The 21170-nt window shown below is 64.6% G+C and carries 19 protein-coding genes; 9 read left to right on the forward strand and 10 right to left on the reverse strand.

Annotation, left to right across the window (positions count from 1 at the left end):
* Positions 1-42 precede the first annotated feature (42 nt).
* The 8 genes from AC1RT8_RS05145 to tpiA all read right to left on the reverse strand — a co-directional run bounded on the left by AC1RT8_RS05145 (position 43) and on the right by tpiA (position 9294).
* Positions 43-429, reverse strand: coding sequence for a cupredoxin domain-containing protein (locus AC1RT8_RS05145; RefSeq protein WP_493074503.1), 387 nt, complete (start codon positions 427-429; stop codon positions 43-45).
* Between the two features lie 314 nt (positions 430-743).
* On the reverse strand, positions 744-1184 hold the full coding sequence (locus AC1RT8_RS05150) for a DUF4265 domain-containing protein (RefSeq protein WP_493074504.1): 441 nt from the start codon (positions 1182-1184) through the stop codon (positions 744-746).
* A gap of 398 nt (positions 1185-1582) precedes the next feature.
* Entirely contained in the window at positions 1583-2071 is a 489-nt protein-coding gene (locus AC1RT8_RS05155; RefSeq protein ID WP_493074505.1) for a transposase, read from the reverse strand.
* A 264-nt stretch (positions 2072-2335) separates the two neighbouring features.
* On the reverse strand, positions 2336-2704 hold the full coding sequence (locus tag AC1RT8_RS05160; RefSeq protein WP_493074506.1) for a DUF4304 domain-containing protein: 369 nt from the start codon (positions 2702-2704) through the stop codon (positions 2336-2338).
* Positions 2701-5286 (reverse strand): RHS repeat-associated core domain-containing protein, encoded by a 2586-nt coding sequence (locus tag AC1RT8_RS05165; RefSeq protein WP_493074507.1) that lies wholly within the window; start codon positions 5284-5286, stop codon positions 2701-2703. Before AC1RT8_RS05165 ends, AC1RT8_RS05160 begins: the two co-directional genes overlap by 4 nt.
* A 23-nt stretch (positions 5287-5309) precedes the next feature.
* Complete coding sequence (locus AC1RT8_RS05170; RefSeq protein ID WP_493074508.1) at positions 5310-7061, reverse strand: RHS repeat domain-containing protein; 1752 nt, start codon at positions 7059-7061, stop codon at positions 5310-5312.
* 158 nt (positions 7062-7219) lie between these two features.
* Positions 7220-7837 (reverse strand): Ig-like domain-containing protein, encoded by a 618-nt coding sequence (locus AC1RT8_RS05175; RefSeq protein WP_493074509.1) that lies wholly within the window; start codon positions 7835-7837, stop codon positions 7220-7222.
* 704 nt (positions 7838-8541) lie between these two features.
* On the reverse strand, positions 8542-9294 hold the full coding sequence (gene tpiA / locus AC1RT8_RS05180; RefSeq protein WP_493074510.1) for a triose-phosphate isomerase: 753 nt from the start codon (positions 9292-9294) through the stop codon (positions 8542-8544).
* Positions 9295-9429: 135 nt separating this feature from the next.
* Between tpiA and AC1RT8_RS05185 the strand changes: the two genes are divergently transcribed.
* Both AC1RT8_RS05185 and trpE read left to right on the forward strand, forming a co-directional pair.
* Positions 9430-11370 carry a peptidylprolyl isomerase gene (locus AC1RT8_RS05185; protein ID WP_493074511.1) on the forward strand — a complete coding sequence of 647 codons (1941 nt, stop codon included), beginning with the start codon at positions 9430-9432 and terminating at the stop codon, positions 11368-11370.
* Positions 11371-11386: 16 nt separating this feature from the next.
* A complete protein-coding gene (trpE, locus tag AC1RT8_RS05190) occupies positions 11387-12886 on the forward strand; it encodes an anthranilate synthase component I (protein WP_493074512.1) in 1500 nt (499 codons plus the stop codon).
* A gap of 164 nt (positions 12887-13050) precedes the next feature.
* On the opposite strand, the gene AC1RT8_RS05195 is transcribed toward trpE, so the two are convergent.
* The gene (locus tag AC1RT8_RS05195; protein ID WP_493074513.1) at positions 13051-13458 is read right to left on the reverse strand and encodes a hypothetical protein; all 408 of its coding nucleotides are present in this window, start codon (positions 13456-13458) and stop codon (positions 13051-13053) included.
* Between the two features lie 254 nt (positions 13459-13712).
* On the opposite strand from AC1RT8_RS05195, the gene AC1RT8_RS05200 reads away from it, so the two are divergent.
* The 7 genes from AC1RT8_RS05200 to AC1RT8_RS05230 all read left to right on the forward strand — a co-directional run bounded on the left by AC1RT8_RS05200 (position 13713) and on the right by AC1RT8_RS05230 (position 18584).
* Positions 13713-14375, forward strand: coding sequence for a phosphodiester glycosidase family protein (locus AC1RT8_RS05200; protein ID WP_493074514.1), 663 nt, complete (start codon positions 13713-13715; stop codon positions 14373-14375).
* 11 nt (positions 14376-14386) lie between these two features.
* Entirely contained in the window at positions 14387-14971 is a 585-nt protein-coding gene (locus tag AC1RT8_RS05205) for an anthranilate synthase component II (protein ID WP_493074515.1), read from the forward strand.
* A gap of 115 nt (positions 14972-15086) precedes the next feature.
* Positions 15087-16082 carry an anthranilate phosphoribosyltransferase gene (trpD, locus tag AC1RT8_RS05210; protein ID WP_493074516.1) on the forward strand — a complete coding sequence of 332 codons (996 nt, stop codon included), beginning with the start codon at positions 15087-15089 and terminating at the stop codon, positions 16080-16082.
* Positions 16079-16864: an indole-3-glycerol phosphate synthase TrpC gene (trpC, locus tag AC1RT8_RS05215; RefSeq protein WP_493074517.1), complete on the forward strand. Its 786-nt coding sequence runs from the start codon at positions 16079-16081 to the stop codon at positions 16862-16864. Before trpD ends, trpC begins: the two co-directional genes overlap by 4 nt.
* Positions 16865-17238: 374 nt before the next feature.
* Positions 17239-17703, forward strand: coding sequence for a cyclic pyranopterin monophosphate synthase MoaC (gene moaC / locus AC1RT8_RS05220; RefSeq protein ID WP_493074518.1), 465 nt, complete (start codon positions 17239-17241; stop codon positions 17701-17703).
* Between the two features lie 64 nt (positions 17704-17767).
* Positions 17768-18124: an ArsR/SmtB family transcription factor gene (locus AC1RT8_RS05225; protein WP_493074519.1), complete on the forward strand. Its 357-nt coding sequence runs from the start codon at positions 17768-17770 to the stop codon at positions 18122-18124.
* On the forward strand, positions 18108-18584 hold the full coding sequence (locus AC1RT8_RS05230; RefSeq protein WP_493074520.1) for an SRPBCC family protein: 477 nt from the start codon (positions 18108-18110) through the stop codon (positions 18582-18584). The genes AC1RT8_RS05225 and AC1RT8_RS05230 overlap by 17 nt, the downstream gene beginning before the upstream one ends.
* Positions 18585-18642: 58 nt before the next feature.
* Here the strand turns inward: AC1RT8_RS05230 and AC1RT8_RS05235 are convergent, their stop codons facing one another.
* Positions 18643-20955 carry a TonB-dependent receptor gene (locus AC1RT8_RS05235; RefSeq protein ID WP_493074521.1) on the reverse strand — a complete coding sequence of 771 codons (2313 nt, stop codon included), beginning with the start codon at positions 20953-20955 and terminating at the stop codon, positions 18643-18645.
* Between the last annotated feature and the right edge of the window lie 215 nt (positions 20956-21170).

Below are 21170 nucleotides of genomic sequence, written 5' to 3' on the forward strand. Positions count from 1 at the left end.
ATATTTTCAATCGGTAAAGCGTCGCCACCCCGGCCTTCGCGCTTACTGAACCACGATCTTCCCGGTCATCCCGAAGGTCGAGTGCATGAAGTGCGAACAATGCGCCTCATAGGTGCCGGGCGCCGGCGCGGTCAGGTGCACGTCGGCGCTCTGCCCGCCGCGCAGCTCGATCTCTCCCTTGGCGACCGCCGCGCGATCCGCCGGCGCGATCGTCGCGGCATCGAAGAACGCCTTGGCCGCAAAATCATGCCCGCCCTTCGCCGAATTGACGAAGTGCAGCACATAAGGCTGCCCATGCCGCAGCGTGATGGTCGAAGGCGTGAACTTGAAGTTCGACAGGTCGATCGCGACTCGCTCGGGGCCGCCCTGGGCGGGCGCCTGCGCCCCGGCCAGGGTGAGCAGCGCGACGGCGGACAGGATGGATTTCATGTGGCGATACTCCGGACAGACGGCCCCCGCGGACTGTAAGTAGGGGTGAGCGGGCGGATCGTTCAATCATATCCTGGTATGCATCCCGCCTGCTCCGGGGCTGTGCCTCCTGGTAGCGATCGGCGGGCTCAACCCTAGCCACCATCACTGCGGGGAAAGAGGCGTATCACTCAATTAGAGTGTCTCAACACAGGGGTGCACTCCATTCCTGTCACCGTAATTCCAGAGTCCAGGTCTGCGATGAGCGGGCATTGTAGTTCGCCGCTTTGATCGGTTCACATCATAAAGCCCTCGGTTCTGTCGGGGAGGGGTATTTACTCAGGATGGCGCATGGAGGGGTAGGCTATAGCCACCTCATTCTTACTAAGCGCACCGAGTATTGAATCTATAGCGTTAATTGATATGGAGCCAGGAACGTCTATGGAATAACATCCCAAACTGTCTAGACTAGACGTGTTACAGCCGACTGCGCGGGCTCTTTCTAAGCATCCCGCTATTTCTGGCGCATCTGAGATACGAAGAAGCCATATCGTAGAGTGATTAGAACGCTTCTTATGCGTCCAAGAACTTACGTAGCCCTCTTCATCTTTCTCTACTTCTAACACATCATGAGCAGAAAGATCTCTGATAAACATAGGTGCACCTAACACCTCCAAGCCATCAGGTGATTTTTCGAACGGAAGCGACTCACTTCCCACCGGAGGCCATCCATCCTCAATGCAAAGGCGAAATTGAAGCCATAATTGCATAAGCATTCCTACATTCTAACGTTTTTTTGATGGCAATCTGGACATAAAATCACAGGTTTGCTATCTCGGCCCCCGCCTTGATTGATCGCAGGGGTCATGGTGTACTTGAGCTTGATTAGGTGGTGTTGGAACACCCTTTTCGCTCTTAATATTATCAACCTTTCGTCCACAGTCTGTGCATGCCATCTGGCCGCCGTTCTGCGCCGCATTTTCCGCCTTAGCTGCATTCTTCTGCGCCTTTGTGAAATCTCCGACTCTTGCACCCGATGCAGTACGTTCGACCCGGACAATCGCCTGCTCCACCCTAACGGTTTGAGAACCTCGACTCAGCGCAGGTGGCTCGCCTGTTATTGCTATTTCGGAATTCCGGTGACAGTGCATTCGGAATTCCGGTGACAGTGCATTTATCTCGGCTTGGGGCCGGGCCTGCCGGGCTTGAGCGATCGGCCCGCCTCCCTTTCGAGCCGATCGAGAAAGGCGGTATCGCCCATCGGCCGGCCCACCTGTTCCGCCTTGCGCAGTCGCATCACCCTTTCCTCATCCTCTCCGGCAGCGAGCAGCGCGGCAAAGTCCGGGTAGCGCGAGATGACGGGTTTACGCGTCGTGATACCATCGTCGAGGCGGCCGAGATGGGCGTGAACGCTCGACCACGGCCAGTCTGCCGCCCGCGCCGCCAGGCCGGCGCGCACCGGGTTCAGCGCGACGTAGCGCAGCGCGGCGCCGAGATGCGCCTCGTCCATCGCCATGCAGCCGAAGCGCCCCTGCCAGAAATGGCCGGTGCGCTTCAGCCGGGCGTGGATATGGCCCGCATAGCGCCGATGCACCGCCGACAGCGCCCGCCGCAGCCCGTCCGGGTCGGCCGGCGTGAGGATCAGGTGAACATGGTTCGGCATCAGCACTCAGGACCAGATTTCGACACCGGCCGCCGCGCAATGGGCGCCAAGCAGATCGCGATAGAGCGCATAATCCTCGTCGCCGAAAAAGGTCTGTGCACGGCCGTTGCCGCGCTGCGTCACATGGTGGGGATACCCCGGGGAAGATCGCGCGTGCCAAGCGGGCCATGGGCTGACGGTTATCCCAGGCGCACGACCGGGACAATTAAATGCACTGTCACCGGAACGCCCACCGGAACTCGGAATTTGGAACTCATCGGAAATCTATTCGTCGATAATGGATCTAGCCTCTTTATCGATAAGAATATTCCTAAAATTGCCACCCCGCCACATAGCCCTGATACTAGATAAATCGAAAAGCGGACCATTGAGCAATTCAATTAGTTTTTCTAAATTACCTTCATCGACTCGCTCTCCAACAAAATCTTCAGCCCTTCCCCTGATTGGAAATTTATTTTCTTTCATGTCAGTTGGATTGCCGAGAGCGTCAGGCCAAAGCGCGACATTCACATACACCTCATCAGAAAAATTAGAAGGCTGAAAGTTAACAAGTTGAACAACATCACTCGGTTTGCGAGAAAATGTTTTTCCTCTTCCCTTAAATCCAGCCTGCTCCAAAATATCTCGTCTCACGGTACTTTCCTGCAATAAGTCTGAACACTACACGTCCATTTTTCGCCCGTTTGCTTCTCAAGCTGCCTGCGATAGCCTTCCACTTGTCGTTCACCGCGAGCAATAGCACCTGGATTATCTGGCTTAAGCTCTTTCACGTGCCGCTCGGCAGGGTTTAAGGCATCAACGCGCTTACCGTTTGCTAGAGTGACTTCTTTGCGATACCCTGGTCCAGCATTCCATTCCTTATGCGCCTTTCGCCCAGCCTCGGCGGCTTCTCTTACTACTGGGTTTCGCGAACCTCGTTCAACAACTCCCCTCACTTTACTGAGAACGCGAACCAGGTCCCGCCCTCGCTCAAGTGTCTTGAGCGGATTGACCATGCCCTTCACGGTCTCAACAGCAGCAGCCCCAAGATCCACTTTGCCGTCAGTCGCCACTTGGATCGCCACCTCGATCCCAAAGTCAATGGCTACCTTGCATGGCAGGCCGCACATCCCGTCCGGATCCCGCCCATCGACCGGATCATTCCCGACATAGGCATATAGATTGACCTGATCCTTATACCCGATGGGATCAGTCTGCAAAAACCGCCCGAGCTTCGCCGAGTAGATCCGCGCCTTGTAATAATACATGCCCAGGTCCGGCAGCCACGCCTGCCCGGTATACTGGAACGCCCCGACATCACCGCCACTGGCCACGCCATATTCGTCATAGGCCCTGATCGCGAGCATCGCGCCCGAAGCATCCGCCGACGACACGATCGAGCCCTGATGGTTGCTCTGCAGGCTGCGGCGGTCGGTGAGGCCCGAGCCTTCGTACCAAAGCTGCGGATCGTCGTCCCCGGGCCCATGGACATAGCGCCGCAACAGGCCGGACGCGCCGTTATATTCCGCGATCCGCTCGTCCCCGTCATACAGGAACTGCCGCGTCACCGACACGCCGTCATAGGTCTGGAACAACCGGCCCAGCGGATCATAGACCATCGTGGTCGCCAGCGTGCCGGCCGCCAGCACCAGCCGGTTCTCCACATCATAGGTGAAGCTGGTGCCGCCATTCGCAGCGAGGTTGCCGTTGGAATCATAGCCGAGCGAACCGGCGCCGACGGTCACGTACTGGTTCAGCCCGTTGACGCCGTAGGCGTTGTTCACCGGCGTATAGGCGCCGTACGCATAGCTGTCGTTCGAGCGGCCGAACCCGGTGATCTGGCTCGCATGATTATAGCCGAACGTCGACGTGACATCCGCGCTGGTGCCCGACAGATCGTCCGCCAGGCTCTGGAGCCGTGAGATATCGTCATAGCCGTAAGTGGTCAGCACGGCACCCCGCGCCGCATGCCAGCGCTGGCCCTTCGCCTCGTAATCATAGCTGGCGACCTGGGTCCCGCCGTTCTGCCGGATCGCGCTCATCCGGTCGAGGCCGTCATACTCATAGGTGAAGTAATTGCCGTCCGGATGCGTCACCCGGATGCGGTTGCCGTCCGCGTCATACATCCGGCCGACCGCCCGGCTCACCCCGCCCATGCTGACTGTGCTCGAGGTCAGCCGCCCGAACCCGTCATAGACATTGATCACCGCATCCGCACCGCTCGCGCTGTCGAACCGGGCCGAGGTCAGCTGCCCCCGCGCGTCATAGCCGGAATAGACATTGCGCACCGCCCAGCTCGGCGGCGTGGTGCAGGCATAACCCGAGACGCACGCACCGCTCACCGTCTTCACCGTCGCCCGGTCGAGCGCATCATAGGCATAGGTCAGCGTGCGCCCGTCGCGCTTCCGCAAGCTCGTGCGGTTGTTGTTCGCATCATAGCCATATTGCTCGAAATCGGTCGTGCTGGCGGTGCCCGGCGTGGTCGGCGACGGGAAGGCCCAGATCACCTGCCGGTCGAACCCGTCATAGCCGTACGCCGCCTTGTTGCCATTGGCGTCGGTGATCGAGGCCTGCTTGCCATTGTCGGTATAGCTATAGGTCGCGTAATCCTGCTGCAGCGTCGCCGGAAAGCCATTGGCCGTGGTGACGCCGTACGCCTTCTGCACCTTCAGCACCTGGCCGGCATAATCATAGACGGTCCTGGTGATCCGGTCCGGCCCCTCGCTGCCGGTCGTGCCGAGCGTGCAGGCGCTCGCCGGAAGGCTGGCATAGACCGCCGGGTTCAGGCGGACCGCCGTGCATTCAAGCCGCCCCGCCGCGTCATAGCTGTACTGCGTGACCGCGTAAGGCGTGACCGTGAAACTCGGCCCCGGCCCGACGCCCGACACCACTTCCTTGATCTTGCGATCGAGCAGATCATAGGTCGTGTCGATCCGCTTCGAGACGACGAAGTCGGCCCCCCAGGCCGAGGGAAGAATGCCCTCCGGTTTCCAGTTCTGCAGTTCCCCGCTTTCGACCAGGACGAGACGCCCGTTGACATCATAGCTGTTGCGCGTCGCCGCATGCTTCAGCGGCCCTGCCCCGTCCGGATCGGGCGCGATGGTGCCGACGACCTTGCGCTCGATGTCGTAGCGCGTCGCCGAAGTGAAGGGCGACGCCGAACTCTGCGCCGTGGCCGGGACGACCGGCAGCGCGGCGAGCAAGGCGGCGAGCCCGAAGGCCAGGCGGTTCAGCATGGTGCGCATCTCCCCCACCCCGCTCACGGACAGCTCGTCAGGCCGGCCCGCGGGCTGGTCTCGCTGATCTTGTTGTTCAGACTGTCATAGCCGTAGCAGGTGCGCAGGCTCACCCCCGCCGAGGTCACCACCTTGCCGCGCACCAGCAGATTGTCCGCCGTGCCGTTCGCGCCATATTCGTAAGTGGTCACCGTGATCGGCGCACCGCTGTCGCAGACCGGCGTACTGCTGCCCGCGGCCGTCTGGCACAGCGTTTCGGAATTGGGCAGCCAGACCGGCGTCGCCGCCGCGACCAGGCTGCCGCCGGCATTCTTGATATAGGCATATTTCTGCACGTAATCGGCCAGCTTGAGCGGCCGCGCGGCGCCGGCCGTCGGCGCCGGCTGCATCTCCGATTTCAGGCCGCCCCAGCTGTAATAATCATAGTTGATGACGTTGCCCTTCGCGTCCGTGCTCGTGATCGGCTTGGTGCAGTTCTGCCGCGTATAGGGCGAGGAACAGGGCGCGAAACCGAGCGATTCCACCTGGGGGGTCAGGCCACTGCCGGGCTTCGGGGTCCAGGTCTGCGAGGAGCGGGCATTATAATGGTCCACGTCATAGGTGGCGTTGTACTTGTTCCCTTCCGGAAATGTCGCCTCCATCAGCAGCGCGCCCTTGGCGGTCGGATTGGCCGAGTCATAGGGGTTGAAGAGATTGCCGCCCGAATAGCGATATTGCGTCACCTTCCCGTTGGCATCGGTGAAGGCATAGGGCGAGCTCTTCGTGAAGACATAATTGCCCCCGGTGCCGGCGGGACCGGAAACCGCTGTCTGACAGGAGCCATCGAACGATCCGAAGTCGGGAAATCGCTCGTTCGGATCGCAGCCCACAATGTAGTTCCAGGTCGATCCGTCCGCCAGAACCTGCTTGGTGAGCTGGGTCGCATTGAACATGTTGTACGTGTTGCTGACCTTGCACGTCGCGTAGCCGGGCGGCTTCACGCAGGCGATCTCGCTGGTGAATCCGCTGCCGACATAGCCGTAGGTCGTGGTTTCGCCCGTTACGTCGGTAACGCCGGTCAGAACCCCGCCCGTGTAACCGTAACTGGTCTTCAGCGTCGCACCCGCACAGCTCGTACTGGCCGTCACATAGGTTTGGGAGAGATTGAAGGCGCAGGCCGCGGTCACCACCGGCGATCCGCTCGGACCGACATTGCCGTAATTGAAGACGATCGCGTAGCCGCGGCTGTCGGTTACCATCTTCAGGAAACCGGTAGTGGCGCTGTCATAGGTGAAGGTCAGCTTATGCCCGTCGGGATAGGTAATGGTACCGACGCGCTTGACCGAGTTGCCGGGATTGGTCGTGACGTTCGGGCCGAAATAATACACGACACCGTCCTGGTCGGTGTAGATATAAGCAGTGCCATCCCATTCCAGGCTGCCCGAAGCCGCATCGATGGAATAGGGCGAGATGAACCACGGCGTTACATTTGTAGCGACATCGTAGATGCTGGTCGCCGTGTTGCCCATATACACAATGGCTTGCGTATACTGCGTATATGGCGGCGGCGGTGCCGACGTCACATGGGTAATCTTGACGTAGATGTCGAAATTGCTGCTCATATGTGGCCCGAAAAAGGGCGGGATCGGGTCGTGGAGGCCCGATAGATGGAATCGCTCCATACTCATCGGTCCGATGGTCAGGTCCGTATCCTTCAGGACGAAGGTACCGTCCGACAGGTTCGCGCCGGCCGGGGTGACCGCATAAATGACCGGCGGAACGATGTCGGACGCCAATGCGGCCGTCAAAGGGGAGAGCAACAGCCCGCTGGCGCCGAGAAGCCGGAGCACCCCCTCGACCAGTCCGCTCGATCCATATCTCCGATCGGCTGTCTTGCGGCGTTGCGCGTGAACACGGCAGGACACCGCGACTTTCTTGATTGAAAACATCATCGTCAACTCTCGGCTGGCGGGTGAAATCTGAGGGCGTCGTTCGGATTGAGCCGGCAACTCGTCCCGGTGGTGGTGATGGTGATGTCGCCCGTCGAGGTCGCGCCGAGGCTGTCGGACACCACATATTGCAGCGGGAAGGTGCCAGCGATGCTCGCCCCGATCTCGACCGAGGTGGCACTGACCACGCTCGCCCAGGCATTGTTGTCGAGCGAGGTCACGCTGACGACGGTCAGCGGCAGGTTGTTCTCCGGATCCGTATCGTTGGCGACGACATTGAGCGTCTTCAATTGCGAGCAGTTGAAGCTGGTCGAATCCGGGACCGCCACCGGCGGCGAGTTGGTCGGTGTCGGCGTGGGCGTAGGGGTGGGTGTCGGCGTCGGCAGGGGCGTTGCGCAGGCGGGCGCGCCGCTGGTCCCCACGAAATACTGGGAACGGTTGCCGGCCGGGTCGAAGCAGGTGGCCATCATCACACCGCTGCTCGGGCCGCCCGTCCGCTGGCTCGTCACCAGCCGGCCGAGCGCGTCATAGACATAGACGGTGTTTTCCGACGCCTGGGATGAAGGGCCGGCCAACAGGACCGCGCACGCGACTCCAGCCAGCAACAGCGAACGCGCGCGCATGCAATATTCCCCCCGGGGTGAAACGAAGGCGACGAGCGCCGTCTCCTGCCTCTTTCTGTCCAGCGACCGTCGCAGCGTCAACCGGAACTCCGGTTTCGGTATATCCATTCCGGTTCAAACAGGGCGACGACGCTGATTCACGCTTGGCGGATTCATCCTCCCGAGCAGAAATCCGCGACCCGATTATATCCGCATTATATCCGTAATGGAGGAATCGGCCGAATCCGGCACCGCGCGCAACCGCCTCGATTCACCCGGCGCGCGCCGCCTGCGACCGTCCCCGCACCCGGCAACCCGGCCGAACGATGGTGACGTCGCATACGTGCGGAATCGATGCCCTGATCGGGCATGGGCCGCATCAATTCAACCGGCCTCCGCACCGGCCTAGACTGCGCATGCCGATGGCTGCTCCACGGCGACCCAGGGGATATGTCATGACAATAAAGCCCTCTCGCTGCATTTACTCGCAAGTAAAGCCGAAAATAATTCCGATAGGGGTCGCGAAATTCAGCAAGAACGCGCCAAATTGTCGCCTCGCACTTTTTCACGCCCGGCGTCACCGCGCGCCCCGATCTATAGCATCGAATACTCCAAACACGCTGCAGGCCGCCAGTAGCGCCCGATTCCGCCCCTCTCGCGGGTGGGTCGCGAAAATCAGCGAATATTGCCGGTTTCCCGCAGCCTCCAACACGGATACTTCGCCTTTACTCCAGCGCCGCGCCCGCCTCGATAATCGGCACGAACTTCGCCGCGGTCAGGCTCGCCCCGCCGACCAGCGCGCCGTCGACATCGCCTGCCCCGAGCAGCTCGGCCGCATTGTCCCCCGTCACCGATCCGCCATACAAAATCCGCACCGCGTCCGCTTCGGCGCCGATCAGTTCCCGCAACCGCGCCCGGATCGCGCCGTGCATCGCGGCCACATCCGCCACCGTCGGCGTGCGCCCGGTACCGATCGCCCAGACCGGCTCATAGGCGATCGACAGCCAGCCGGCCGCCGCGCCCTCGGGCAGCGACGCCGCGAGCTGCCCCGTCACCACGTCTTCCGCCCGGCCGGCATCGCGCTCGGCCAGCGTCTCGCCGACGCACAGGATCGCGCCCAGCCCGCCGCGGTGCAGCGCCTCGGCCTTGGCCTTCACTTGCGCATCGGTCTCATGGCAGTCCGCGCGGCGCTCGCTATGGCCGACGATCGAGAAGGACGCCCCCGCCTCCTTCACCAGCGCGACCGAGATGCAGCCAGTATGGGCGCCCTTGTCCGCCGGATGCACGTCCTGCGCGCCGATCGCGAGACCCGCGCGCGCAGCGGCGGCGGCTGGGGCGATCAGGGTCGCCGGCACGGCGATCGCGACATCCACGCCCGGCGCCGCGACTGCCGCGGCGGCGATGCCGTCAAGCTCGGCCAGCGCCGCCAGGCTGCCGTTCATCTTCCAGTTCCCCGCGATCAGCCTGCGTCGTGCCAAAGCCCTGTCTCCCCGTTTCCTGGCGCAGCCGATAACGCGCGTTCAGAATCGCACAAGCTTGAAGGAGCGGGTCGCTCCCCGTAAAGCGTCGCAGTTCGTTCCCTGTCAGCCCCCATAGATCGGCTCTTCTCGACCATGCTCAGTCTCATCCGCCGCGCCGTCAATTCGAAGGTGGGCGTCGTCATCACCCTCGGCGTGCTTGCCGTGATCGCGCTCATGTTCGGCATGGGCGACATCACCGGCCTTGGCGGCACCGGCCGCGTGTCGGGCGATTCGGTCGCAAAGGTCGGCAAGGTGCAGCTCAGCGAGATCGAGCTGAGGGAACGCGCCCAGAACCAGCTCGAGGCGCTTCGCCGCGAGCAGCCGACGATCGACATGGTCCAGTTCGTCAACCAGGGCGGCCTGGATTCGACGCTCAACCGCAGCATCGATGTCCTGGCGTTCCAGGAATTCGCGCAGCGCCAGGGCCTGGTCGCCTCGAAGCGGCTGATCGACGGCCGGATCGCCAGCCTGCCCGGCGTGCGCGGGTTCGACGGCAAATTCAGCCAGTCGGCCTATGAACAATTCCTCGCGCGCAATCGCCTGACCGACAGGCAGGTTCGCTCCGATCTGCTGAGCGAGACGATGGCCCAGTTCGTGGTCGTGCCGGCTTCGGAAGGCTATGTCCCGGTCAAGTTCGCCACGCCCTTCGCCTCGCTGCTGCTCGAAAAGCGCGACGGCCTGGTCGGCTTCATCCCCACGCCCGCCATGGGCAAGGGCGCGCCGCCCACCGATGCGGAACTCGCCGCCTTCTACAAGCGCAACCTCGCCCGCTACACCGTGCCGGAACGCCGCATCGTGCGCTATGCGACGGTGACGATGGACGGCATCAAGGCCGGCGCCATCCCGACCGAGGCGGAGATCGCCAAGGGCTATGAGCTGCAAAAGAAGAGGTTCCTGGCGACCGAAAAGCGCGACATCGTCCAGGTCGTCGTGCCGGATCAGGCAGCCGCCAATGCGCTGGTCGCCAAGGCGAAGGCCGGTTCGCTCGAGGAAGCCGCCCGCGCCGGCGGGTTCGAGCCCAACACGCTGAAGGGCGCCGAAAAGCCCGCCTACACCACCGCCAATTCGCCCGAGATCGCCAATGCCGCCTTCGCCGCCGCCAAGGGCGCGGTGCTCGGCCCGTTCCGCACCGCGCTCGGCTTCACCGTGCTGCGCGTCGACGGGATCGAGAAGGTCGAGGCGAAGTCGCTCGACCAGGCCCGGCCCGAGCTGATCACGCAGATCGGCGCCGAAAAGGCCGTGGTCGCGATGCAGGCCAAGCGCGACGCGATCGACGATGCGATCGGCAACAACGCGACCTTCGACGAGATCGTCGCCGACCAGAAGCTCACCGCCGCCAATTCGGTCCCGCTCACCGCGGCCGGCCTCAACCCGGACGATCCCGCGTCAAAGGCCGATCCCGCCTTTGCCCAGGCGCTGGTCGCCGCCTTCGCCGCCGAACAGGGCGACGATCCGCAGCTCGTACCGGTGGGTGAGGACGGCAGCTTCGCGGTCGTGTCGCTGGCGCGCATCGTGCCCGCCGCGCCGCGCCCGATCGCCCAGATCCGCGAGCGGGTCGCCAGCGACTTCATCATCGACCGGGCCCAGCGCCTCGCGCGCCAGGCGGCGGTCGACGTCACCGCGCGGGTCAACAAGGGCATGCCGCTCGCCCAGTCCATGGCCGAGACCAAATTGGGCATCCCCGGCCCGCAGCAGGTCCCCGCGATCGCGCGCGGGCAGATCGAGAATACGCGCGAGCCGGTGCCGCCGGCGATCACGCTGATGTTCAGCATGACCGAGAAGAAGGCGCGCATGATCGAGGCGCCGAACAAGGCTGGCTGGCTCATCGTCTATCTGAACCATATCGAGCGCGGCAACGCGGCCGGCCAGAAGCCGGTGATCGACCGCGCCCGCGCCCAGATCGGCCAGACGATCGGCCGCGAATATGTCCAGCAGCTCACCGAGGCGGTGCGCCGTTCGGTCGGCGTGACGAAGAACGACAAGGCGATCGGCGTGGTCCGCGCCGCGCTGGTCGGCCAGGGCGGCTCCAATTAATCCTGGGGCGTCCGCGATGACCGGGGCCGCCGTCTCCGCCCTTGCGGGCGGGCGGCCGGCGCTCGTCTGGCGCCGCCAGATCGCCGACACCGAGACCCCGGTCGCGGCGGCGCTCAAGCTGATCGAGCCGGGCCGCGGCGATTTCCTGCTCGAATCGGTCGAAGGCGGCGCGACGCGCGGCCGGCACAGCCTGATCGGCCTCGCCCCCGACCTGGTGTTCCGCGCCGCCGGCGCCCGCGCGGAGGTCAACCGCCACTGGCTGACCGACAAGGCGGCGTTCGAGCCTTGCGAGGCCTCGACGCTGGAGGCGTTGCGCGCGCTCGTCGCGACCTGCCGCATGGACGTGCCCGCGGAACTGCCCCCTGCGCTTGCCTGTCTGGTCGGCTATTTCGGCTATGAGACGGTCGGGCTGGTCGAAAAGCTCGATCGCCCGGCGAACGACCCGCTCGGCCTGCCCGACATGATGTTCGTGCGCCCGACGGTGGTGCTGATCTTCGACCGGCTGGCCGATGCGCTGTTCCTCGTCGCGCCCGTCTGGCCCGATGCGGCGCGTCAGCCCGGCGCGATCGTCGCCGAGGCGCAGGACCGGATCGACGCGGTCGCCGCCCGCCTCGCCACCGCCGCGCTCCCCGCGCCGGTGCGCGCGGTCGACACCGCCGACATCGCGCTCACGCCGGTGCTGCCCGAGGGCCGCTATGGCGAGATGGTCGCGCGCGCCAAGGATTATATCGTCGCCGGCGACATCTTTCAGGTCGTGCTCGCCCAGCGCTTCACCGCGCCCTTCGCGCTGCCCGCGTTCGAGCTTTACCGTGCGCTGCGCCGGATCAACCCGTCGCCCTTCCTCTACCATCTCGACCTGCCCGGCTTCGCGCTGACCGGGTCGAGCCCGGAGATCCTGGTCCGCGTGCGCGACGGGGAGGTCACCATCCGCCCGATCGCCGGCACGCGCCCGCGTGGGCGTACGGCGGTCGAGGACGAAGCCAACCGCCAGAGCCTGCTCGCCGACCCCAAGGAACGCGCCGAGCATCTGATGCTGCTCGATCTCGGCCGCAACGATGTCGGCCGTGTGGCAGAGGCGGGCAGCGTCAGGGTGACGGCGAGCTACACCACCGAGCTGTACAGCCATGTCATGCACATCGTGTCGAACGTGGTCGGCCGGCTCGACAACAGCCACGACGCGCTCGACGCGCTGTTCGCGGGCTTTCCCGCAGGCACGGTCAGCGGCGCGCCGAAAGTGCGCGCCTGCGGCGTGATCGCCGAGCTGGAGCAGGAAGTGCGCGGCGCCTATGCCGGCGGCGTCGGCTATTTCTCGCCCGACGGATCGATGGACAGCTGCATCGTGTTGCGCACCGCGGTGGTGAAGGACGGCGTCATGCACGTCCAGGCCGGCGCCGGCATCGTCGCCGACAGCGACCCGGCGTACGAGCAGCGCGAATGCGAGGCCAAGGCCGGCGCGCTTCTGGCTGCGGCGCGCGAAGCGGTGGCGCAGGCATCCGAAAGCGGGTTCGGGCAATAACCCTTTTTCACCCCTCCCCCTCGGGGAGGGGCAAGGGGTGGGGCAGCCTTGATCGGGGCTCGATGCCCTGATCAAGGCTTCGGTGCCGGGCGAGACGAGCTTTTGGAGCGCGCGGACGCGCGCACCCACCCCTAACCCCTCCCTTTCAGGGAGGGGAACAAGGATCAGGGAATCACGCTCTCCTGCCGCTTCTTCTCGGCCCGCTCGGCCGCATATTGCTGGTTCATCTTCAGCGCGCAGCCGGTCTGGCCGCCCGAGCCCACCGGCGAGCAGGTATCCGGCAAGCCGCCCGCCTCGCGCCCGACTTCGTCGAGCGTCGCGGCGCGGTTGACCCAGCTATTGGTCGCCGCGCTCTTCTTGGTCTCGCGCAGCGCCTTCGGGATACGGTACGGTTCTTCCAGCGTGCTGCACACCACCACTTCGCCCTCGGCCGGCTTCGGGCATTTGTCGGCACCAGTCAGCGTCACGTTGCGGATGCGCTGCGGCGGCTGGCCGGATTCGGCCTGCCGGTCCTGCGCGCTCGCCACTCCGGGAAGCATGAACAGGGCAGCGATGGCGATGGTACGAAACATAAAGAGCGACCTCCTGGGCGGTATCAACGTCCGCGACTGGCCATTGCTCCATCCTGAATGGAGCGGCAGTGAGCCATAATCTAGGTACGATAAAGGCACGGCGCTATGCTCCAAGGGCGCATACTTTGGGTAGGATTGACGTCGTGAACCGAAATGCAGCACTGTTTGGCCTGCCCCTCTCGATTATAGCGGCAAGCTGCACCGCGCCATCGGCTGCCCAGGCGCCGACGGCACGGAAATCGCCCTGCCGCGCCGTGAGATTCGAAGGAACACCGTTCACCCTGTGCGATGCCGATCCGGCACGCCACGCCATCGCCCTGCTCGGCCGCGGTGCGGACGGCGTACCGATGCAGGATTTCGCTGGTGTGCCCGGGCGGCTGGGCAAGGCCTTTCCTCGCCTCGCCTTTGCCATGAATGCCGGCATGTTCGGCGTCACCGGCGATCCGATCGGCCTCTATGTCGAGGATGGCCGTCAACTGGTGCGGCTCAATCGACGCAGCGGCGGCGGCAATTTCTACACGCCGCCGCCCAACGGGGTCTTCTACGGCACCCCAACGGGTTGGCACCTTGCCACGACGGCCGATTTCGCCGCGCACCGGCCCGCCGCCTTGTCCTTCGCCACTCAGTCCGGCCCGATGCTGGTCATCAAGGGCGCGATCAACCCAGGCTTCGACGCAAACGGCGTCTCGTTGAACATCCGAAACGGCGTCGGCATTGCCGGAAACGGGCATGCCTATTTCGCGATAAGCGACGCGCCGGTGTCGTTCGGCCGCTTCGCCAGGCTGTTCCGCCGGCTCGGCTGCGTCGATGCACTCTATTTCGACGGCGCCGTCTCGCGGCTCTGGGTTCCGGCGACGGGACGAAAGGATGCCGGTCCGAAGATCGGGCCGATTGTGGTTGCCCTGCAAAAGCGTTAGCGCCCTCGCGCATGATCCTCGTCATCGACAATTACGACAGCTTCACCTGGAACCTGGTCCATTATCTGATGGAGCTGGGCGCCGAGGTGAAAGTGGTGCGCAACGACGCCCTCACCGCGCGCGAGGCGATCGAGAGCAACGCGCAGGGCTTCCTCATCTCGCCCGGCCCCTGCACGCCGAACGAGGCGGGCATCAGCCTCGATCTCGTCGCGGCCTGCGCCCGGGCGGAAAAACCGCTGCTCGGCGTCTGCCTCGGTCATCAGGCGATCGGCCAGCATTTCGGCGGCCAGGTCGTGCGGGGCGGGCTGATGCACGGCAAGACCTCGCCCGTCTCGCACGACGGCACCGGCCTGTTCGAAGGCCTGCCCTCGCCCTTCACCGCGACGCGCTATCACTCGCTGATCGTCGAGGACATTCCCGCCGACCTGATCGTCAACGCGACCGCCGACGACGGATCGGTGATGGGCTTCCGCCACGCGACCCTGCCGATCCACGGCGTGCAGTTCCACCCGGAGAGCATCGCGACCGAACATGGCCATGCGCTGCTGGCGAATTTCGTCCGGCTGGCCGGCATCGATGTGAAGGCGCTGGCGTGAAGGCAGCGGCACTTTCCCTCCGTTCGTTTCGAGCGAAGTCGAGAAACCGGGCTGAGCGCTTCGCCAATGTTTCTCGACTACGCTCGAAACGAACGGTGAGGGGTACGGCTCGCTCATGACCACCCTATCCCTCCTCCCCGACCCCTCCACCCCGCTTTCCCACGAAAGCGCGGCGCAGGCCTTCGCCGACATCCTCGACGCGAAGACCTCGGAAGAGGCGATCGCCGAATTCCTCATCGCGCTCAGCGACCGGGGCGAGACGAGCATCGAAATTGCCGAGGCCGCCAAGGCGCTCCGCGCCCGCCTCATCCCGATCGACGCGCCGCACGGCGCGATCGACGTGTGCGGCACCGGCGGCGACGGCCATCACACATTGAACGTCTCCACCGCGGTCTCGATCATCGTCGCTGCCTGCGGCGTGCCGGTCGCCAAGCACGGCAATCGCGCCGCCTCGAGCAAGGCCGGCGCCGCCGATACGCTCGAGGCGCTCGGCCTCGACATGGAACGCGCCGGCCTGAACGCCGAGGCGAGCCTGCGCGATATCGGCATCGCCTTCCTGTTCGCGGCGAATCATCACCCGGTGATGAAGCGCATCACCCCGATCCGCCGCCATATCGGCCGCCGCACCATCTTCAACCTGATGGGCCCGCTCGCCAATCCGGCGCGCGTCACCCGCCAGCTCATCGGCATCGCCCGCCCCGATTATGCCGTGCCCTATGCCCAGGCGCTCGAACAGCTCGGCACCGAGGCGGCGTTGGTCGTCTCGGGCGAGGAGGGTCTGGACGAAGTCTCCGGCGCCGGCCCGACCATCACGGTCAGCGTCGGCAGCCTCTCGATGCCGACCCGCATCGCGCCCGAAGACGCCGGCCTGCCCCGCCACGCCATCGCGGCCATCCGCGGCGGCGACCCCGACTATAACGCCGCGGCGCTGCGCCGCCTGCTCGCCGGCGAGCATGGCGGATATCGCGACGCCGTCCTGCTCAACTCGGCCGCCGCGCTGATGGTCGCGGGGAAAGCCGCCGACCTCATCGACGGCGCGGCACTGGCCGCCGAAGCGATCGATTCCGGCGCGGCCAACGGCCTGCTCGATCGCTGGATCGCCTATCCATGACCGATATCCTCGAACGAATCCTCGAAACCAAGCGCGCCGAAGTCGCCGCGCGCAAGGCGACCATGCCGCTGTCGGAGATCGACGCCTGCATCGAACGCCAGTCGAAGCCGCGCGGCTTCCGCGCCGCGCTCGACGCAAAGGCGAAGACCGGCCATGCCCTGATCGCCGAGATCAAGAAGGCCAGCCCTTCGAAAGGCCTGATCCGCGCCGATTTCGATCCCCCCGCCCATGCCCGTGCCTATGAGGCCGGCGGCGCGGCGTGCCTCTCGGTGCTGACCGACGAGCCCTGGTTCCAGGGGGCGGATTCCTATCTCACTGCGGCGCGCGACGCCTGCGGCCTGCCGGTGCTGCGCAAGGACTTCATGGTCGATCCCTGGCAGGTGCCGGAGTCCCGCGCGATCGGGGCCGACGCGATCCTGCTGATCATGGCCGCGCTCGACGACGGCCTGCTCGCCGAGATCGAGGCAAGTGCGATCGACTGCGGCATGGACGTGCTGGTCGAGGTGCACGATGCGAAGGAGCTTGAGCGCGCACTGAAGCTCAAGTCGCGGCTGATCGGGGTCAACAACCGCAATTTGCGCGACTTCACCGTCGATTTCGACAACACCTATCGCCTGATCGGCAAGGCGCCCGCCGACTGCACCTTCGTCGCCGAAAGCGGCCTCACCATCCGCGCCGATCTCGACCAGATGGCGGAACACGGCGTTCACTGCTTCCTGATCGGCGAGGCGTTGATGCGCCAGCATGATGTGGAGGCGGCGACGCGGGCGCTGGTGGGATAGCCGGATCGCGAGATTTTCGCGCCCCTTCCCCACCGTCATGCCGGGCTTGTTCCGGCATCCATGTCTCCCCGAGAGCTGCGGCCGGTGCGTGTGCGGAGCCATGGCCCCCGGAACAAGTCCGGGGTAACGGTCAGCTTACCAGGCGAAGCGGGTGAATCAGGGAGCAAAGACCCGATTTTCCTTCCGTTCGTTTCGAGCGTAGTCGAGAAACAGGCCCAGGCGCTAGAAGGACTGGGACAGACAATCCCTCCCCCGTTCGGGCTGAGCTTGTCGAAGCCCTGTCCTTGCTTCCGCGGAAGAGAAGAGCAGCCCTTCGACAAGCTCAGGGCGAACGGAGGAAGTGGAGCGCTCGCACGAAAACGAAGGCCAGCCGTATGACCCTAACCCATCTCGACGACACCGGCGCGGCGCACATGGTCGACGTCTCGGGCAAGGCCATCACCGCCCGCGAAGCCAGGGCCACCGGCCGCATCGACATGTCGCCCGAAGCCGCCGGCGCCATCCGCGACGGTACCGCATTGAAGGGCGATGTCCTCGCCGTCGCCCGCGTCGCCGGCATCATGGCCGCAAAGCGCACCGCTGAGCTGATCCCGCTCTGCCATCCCCTGCCCCTCACCCGCGTCGCCATCGACCTGTCCGTGGACGAAACGGGCGTGACCGCCACCGCCACCGCCGCGACCGAGGGCAAGACCGGCGTCGAGATGGAAGCGCTCACCGCCGTCTCGGTCACGCTGCTGACGATCTACGACATGGCCAAGGCGATCGACAAAGGGATGACGATCGGCGGCGTGCGCCTGCTGACCAAGACCGGCGGCAAATCAGGCGACTGGAAAGCCTGACCCGCCCTTCACGAACGAACACTAAAGCTATTGCCTAACTATCTCTGCCGCGATAGTTAGGCATATGCTTAACCAACACGATTCGCTCGATCTCGCCTTCAGCGCCCTGGCCGACCGCACCCGCCGGTCGATCGTCGAGCGCCTGTCGCGCGGCGAGGCCTCGGTCAGCGAGCTTGCCCGCCCGCTCGCCATGTCGCTGCCCGCGGTCATGCAGCACCTCTCCTTGCTCGAAAGCTCGGGGCTGGTCCGGTCGGAGAAGATCGGGCGCGTGCGCACCTGCAGCCTCGATACCGCCGCGCTGGGCCAGGCGGAGCAATGGATCCAGCAGCGCCGCCTCGAATGGGATCACCGCCTCGACCGGCTCGGCACCTATCTCGAAACGCTCATGAACAAAGGAGACGATGATGGCACAAAAGGCTGAAGCGACCGAACCCCTGCGCATCTCGCGCGTCTACCCGGTGCCGCGCCCGATCGTGTTCGAGGCATGGAGCACCGCCGAGCATGTGAAGCAATGGTTCTCGCCGGCAGTCTACACCACGCCCGACGCGACGGTGGACATGCGGATCGGCGGCACTTTCGACGTCTGCATGCGGGCGCCCGACGGCAAGGACAATTGGACGCGCGGTACGGTTGCCGAACTGGTGCCGGACGAACGGCTGGTGCTCGATCTGCGCGCCGAGACCGGGGACGGGAAGTTGCTGTTCAACGCCTGGACCGAGGTGAATTTCTCGGACGAAGCTGGCGGCACCCGGGTCGATGTCGTGCAGACCTATGTCTTTGCCGACCTGACCCTGGCGCCGATGATGGTTCAGGGTGCGCCAATGGGCTGGAGCCAGTCGCTCGACAAGCTGGGAGTCGAACTCGCCCGGATGACCGCCTGAGGAAACACGCCGCCCGTCAGCCTGAAGGGTATGACGGGCGGCGATCGATTGCCCGCCCTTAGCGGAACTTGCCGCTCACCGAGATGCCGATGACGCGCGGTTCGTTGAACACCGCCGCCATATAATTCTCGATCACGCCCTTCAGGTTCTTCTCGTTGGTGATGTTCCGCCCGAACAGCGCGACCTCATAGGCCCCGCCCGGCGCGGTGTAACCGACCTTCAGGCCGCCTTCGAACGTGCCGTCCGAATAGAACTCCTTGGTCTTGTAGAGCACGAAGTTCGTATAGCCCTGCAGGTTCCAGTCGGTCGCCAGGAACACCTTGCCGCCATTGCTCAGCGGCACGTCGTAGCGGCCGGTGAAGTTGACGGTATATTCCGGTGCGTTGGGCAACGGCTGGCCGTCGATCTGGGCGAACACCGCCGGCGACCCGAACACGGGGACCGTGATCGTCGGGTTCTGCACGGTGCAGACCACCACGCCGTTCAGCGCGCAGACCTGCGCATAGACGCGCTTGTCCTTGATCTCGCTGTGCAGCAGGCTGAGGCCCAGGCCGAGGCTCAAATTGGACGTCGGGCGGAACTCCGCCTCGGCTTCAAGGCCGTACGCCTTGGCCTTGTCGGCATTGAACAGCACGCCGTTGCCGTTGGAATCATTGCCGTTCAGCTGGATGTCGTCGACCGTGTAGGTGAAGGCCGTTGCGTTCAGGCTCAGCATGTTGTTGAACAGCCGGCTCTTGAAGCCTGCTTCCCAGGACAGGATCGTCTCGGAATTTGCCGTGGTGAAGTCCGAATTGAACACCGCCGACCGGCCCTGGATGGTCGGCCCGCGGAAGCCGCGCGCGACGCGCGCATAGAGGCTGAGATCCGAACTCGCCTCGTACAGCGCACTGAAATCCCAGCTCGGCTGCGTATCCTTCAGTTCGACGAAGCGGCGGCCGGTATAGGTCACGGCGTTCGCCGCGGTGTTGGCCGTCTTCAGCAGCTGGGTGGTCTTCTTGTCCTCGGTCACCCGGCCGCCGGCGGTGAGCGTCAGGTTCGGCAGGATCTTGTAGCTGACCTGGCCGAACGCCGCCCAGGAGGTGTTCACGTCATGCAGCCGCACCCAGTTGTTCGGGTTGCGCGCGGCGGTGTTGAGGAAATAGGCGCGCTGGTAGAAATCGGTGATGTCGCGGGAATCGAAATACATGCCGCCGATCTGCCACTTGAACGGGCCGTCGCCGTCGCTGGCGAGCCGGACTTCCTGGCTGAGCTGGTCGAGGCTGCGGACATTGCCCTGCGATTGGCCGAAGCCGGTCCCGCCGAAATTGGCCGCCGCGCCGCCATCGGTGTCGCCGCGACTGAAGCCCTGGGTCGTCTCGTACGCGCTGATCGAGGTCAGCACGACGCCGCCGAAATCATAGGCAGCGCGAACCGACTCGCCATAGGTCGTATAGGCCTGCGGGTTGTTCATCGCTTCGTCGAACGCGACCTTGTCGCGCGGCTCGGCATCAACGCTGTTCGAGCCCTTCTTCAGCGCGGCGCGGTGGAACAGGGTCGAGGTGCCATCATAGTCGCGGACATGCGCCGAGACGTTGACCGAGAGGCGGTCGCCCGGGGTGAACAGCAGCTGGAAACGAACGTCGCGCTCGTCGAAGCCGCCCATCGCGTCCTTCTGCGGCGAAACGGTGCCGTCGGCGCTGGTGCCGGTGAAGGTGTTGTCGACCCAGTTGTCGCGGTGCTGGTACAGCGCCGACACACGGAACGCGAGCAGATCCTCGACGATCGGGCCACCCACGCCGGCGTCGGCCGTGATCGTGTTGTAGCTGCCATAGGAGAACTGGCCGCGGCCTTCGAACGTCTGGGTCGGCTTGATCGTGTCGAACTTGATGATGCCCGCCGTCGTATTACGGCCGAACAGCGATCCCTGCGGGCCGCGCAGCACTTCGGTCTGCGCCACGTCGAACACCGGGTTCGACTTCAGCACGACATGCTCGAGCACGACATCGTCCTGGATGATCGACACCGGCTGCGATGCGCCAAGGTAAAAGTCGATGTTGCCCAGGCCGCGAATGTAGAAGCGCGGGAAGATACGGCCGGTCGTCGTCTCGGCATAGAGGCCGGGCACGCGGCCGGAGAGCGACAGGATGTCGTCGCCGCCGGTCTGGAAGGAGCGCAGCGAATCACCGGTGAGCGCCGTGACCGACAGAGGCGATTTCAGCACCGTCTCGGGGCGCCGCTCCGCCGTCACCACGATGTCGTTCAGCCCGGCGTCCGCCGACTCCTGCGCCGCCGGCGTGGCGGCCTCCTGGGCGAAGGCTCCGGTCGAACAAAGCAGCGCGCTGATAGCGGCGCCGAACAGGAGCGAAGATTTGGCAACGGTCGATCTGGACACGGGGAACCCCTTTTAATCTGAACTGGGCGCGCGGCTTTTCCCGAACCGAGACGAACGTCACGGTCCCTCGAATCGTTATCGATTTCGCTGGACGAGCCCCACTGACGGGGCCCCTAAGCGCGGAATAAGTCCGTGGAATGACAAGATCATTTCGATGGCGGAACGACAAGATTGATTCAACCTTGGCGCAATCCGTGCGAGCGCGGCGCCGCCGG

The sequence above is a fragment of the Sphingomonas sp. GW821-FHT10F11 genome (assembly GCF_058809095.1).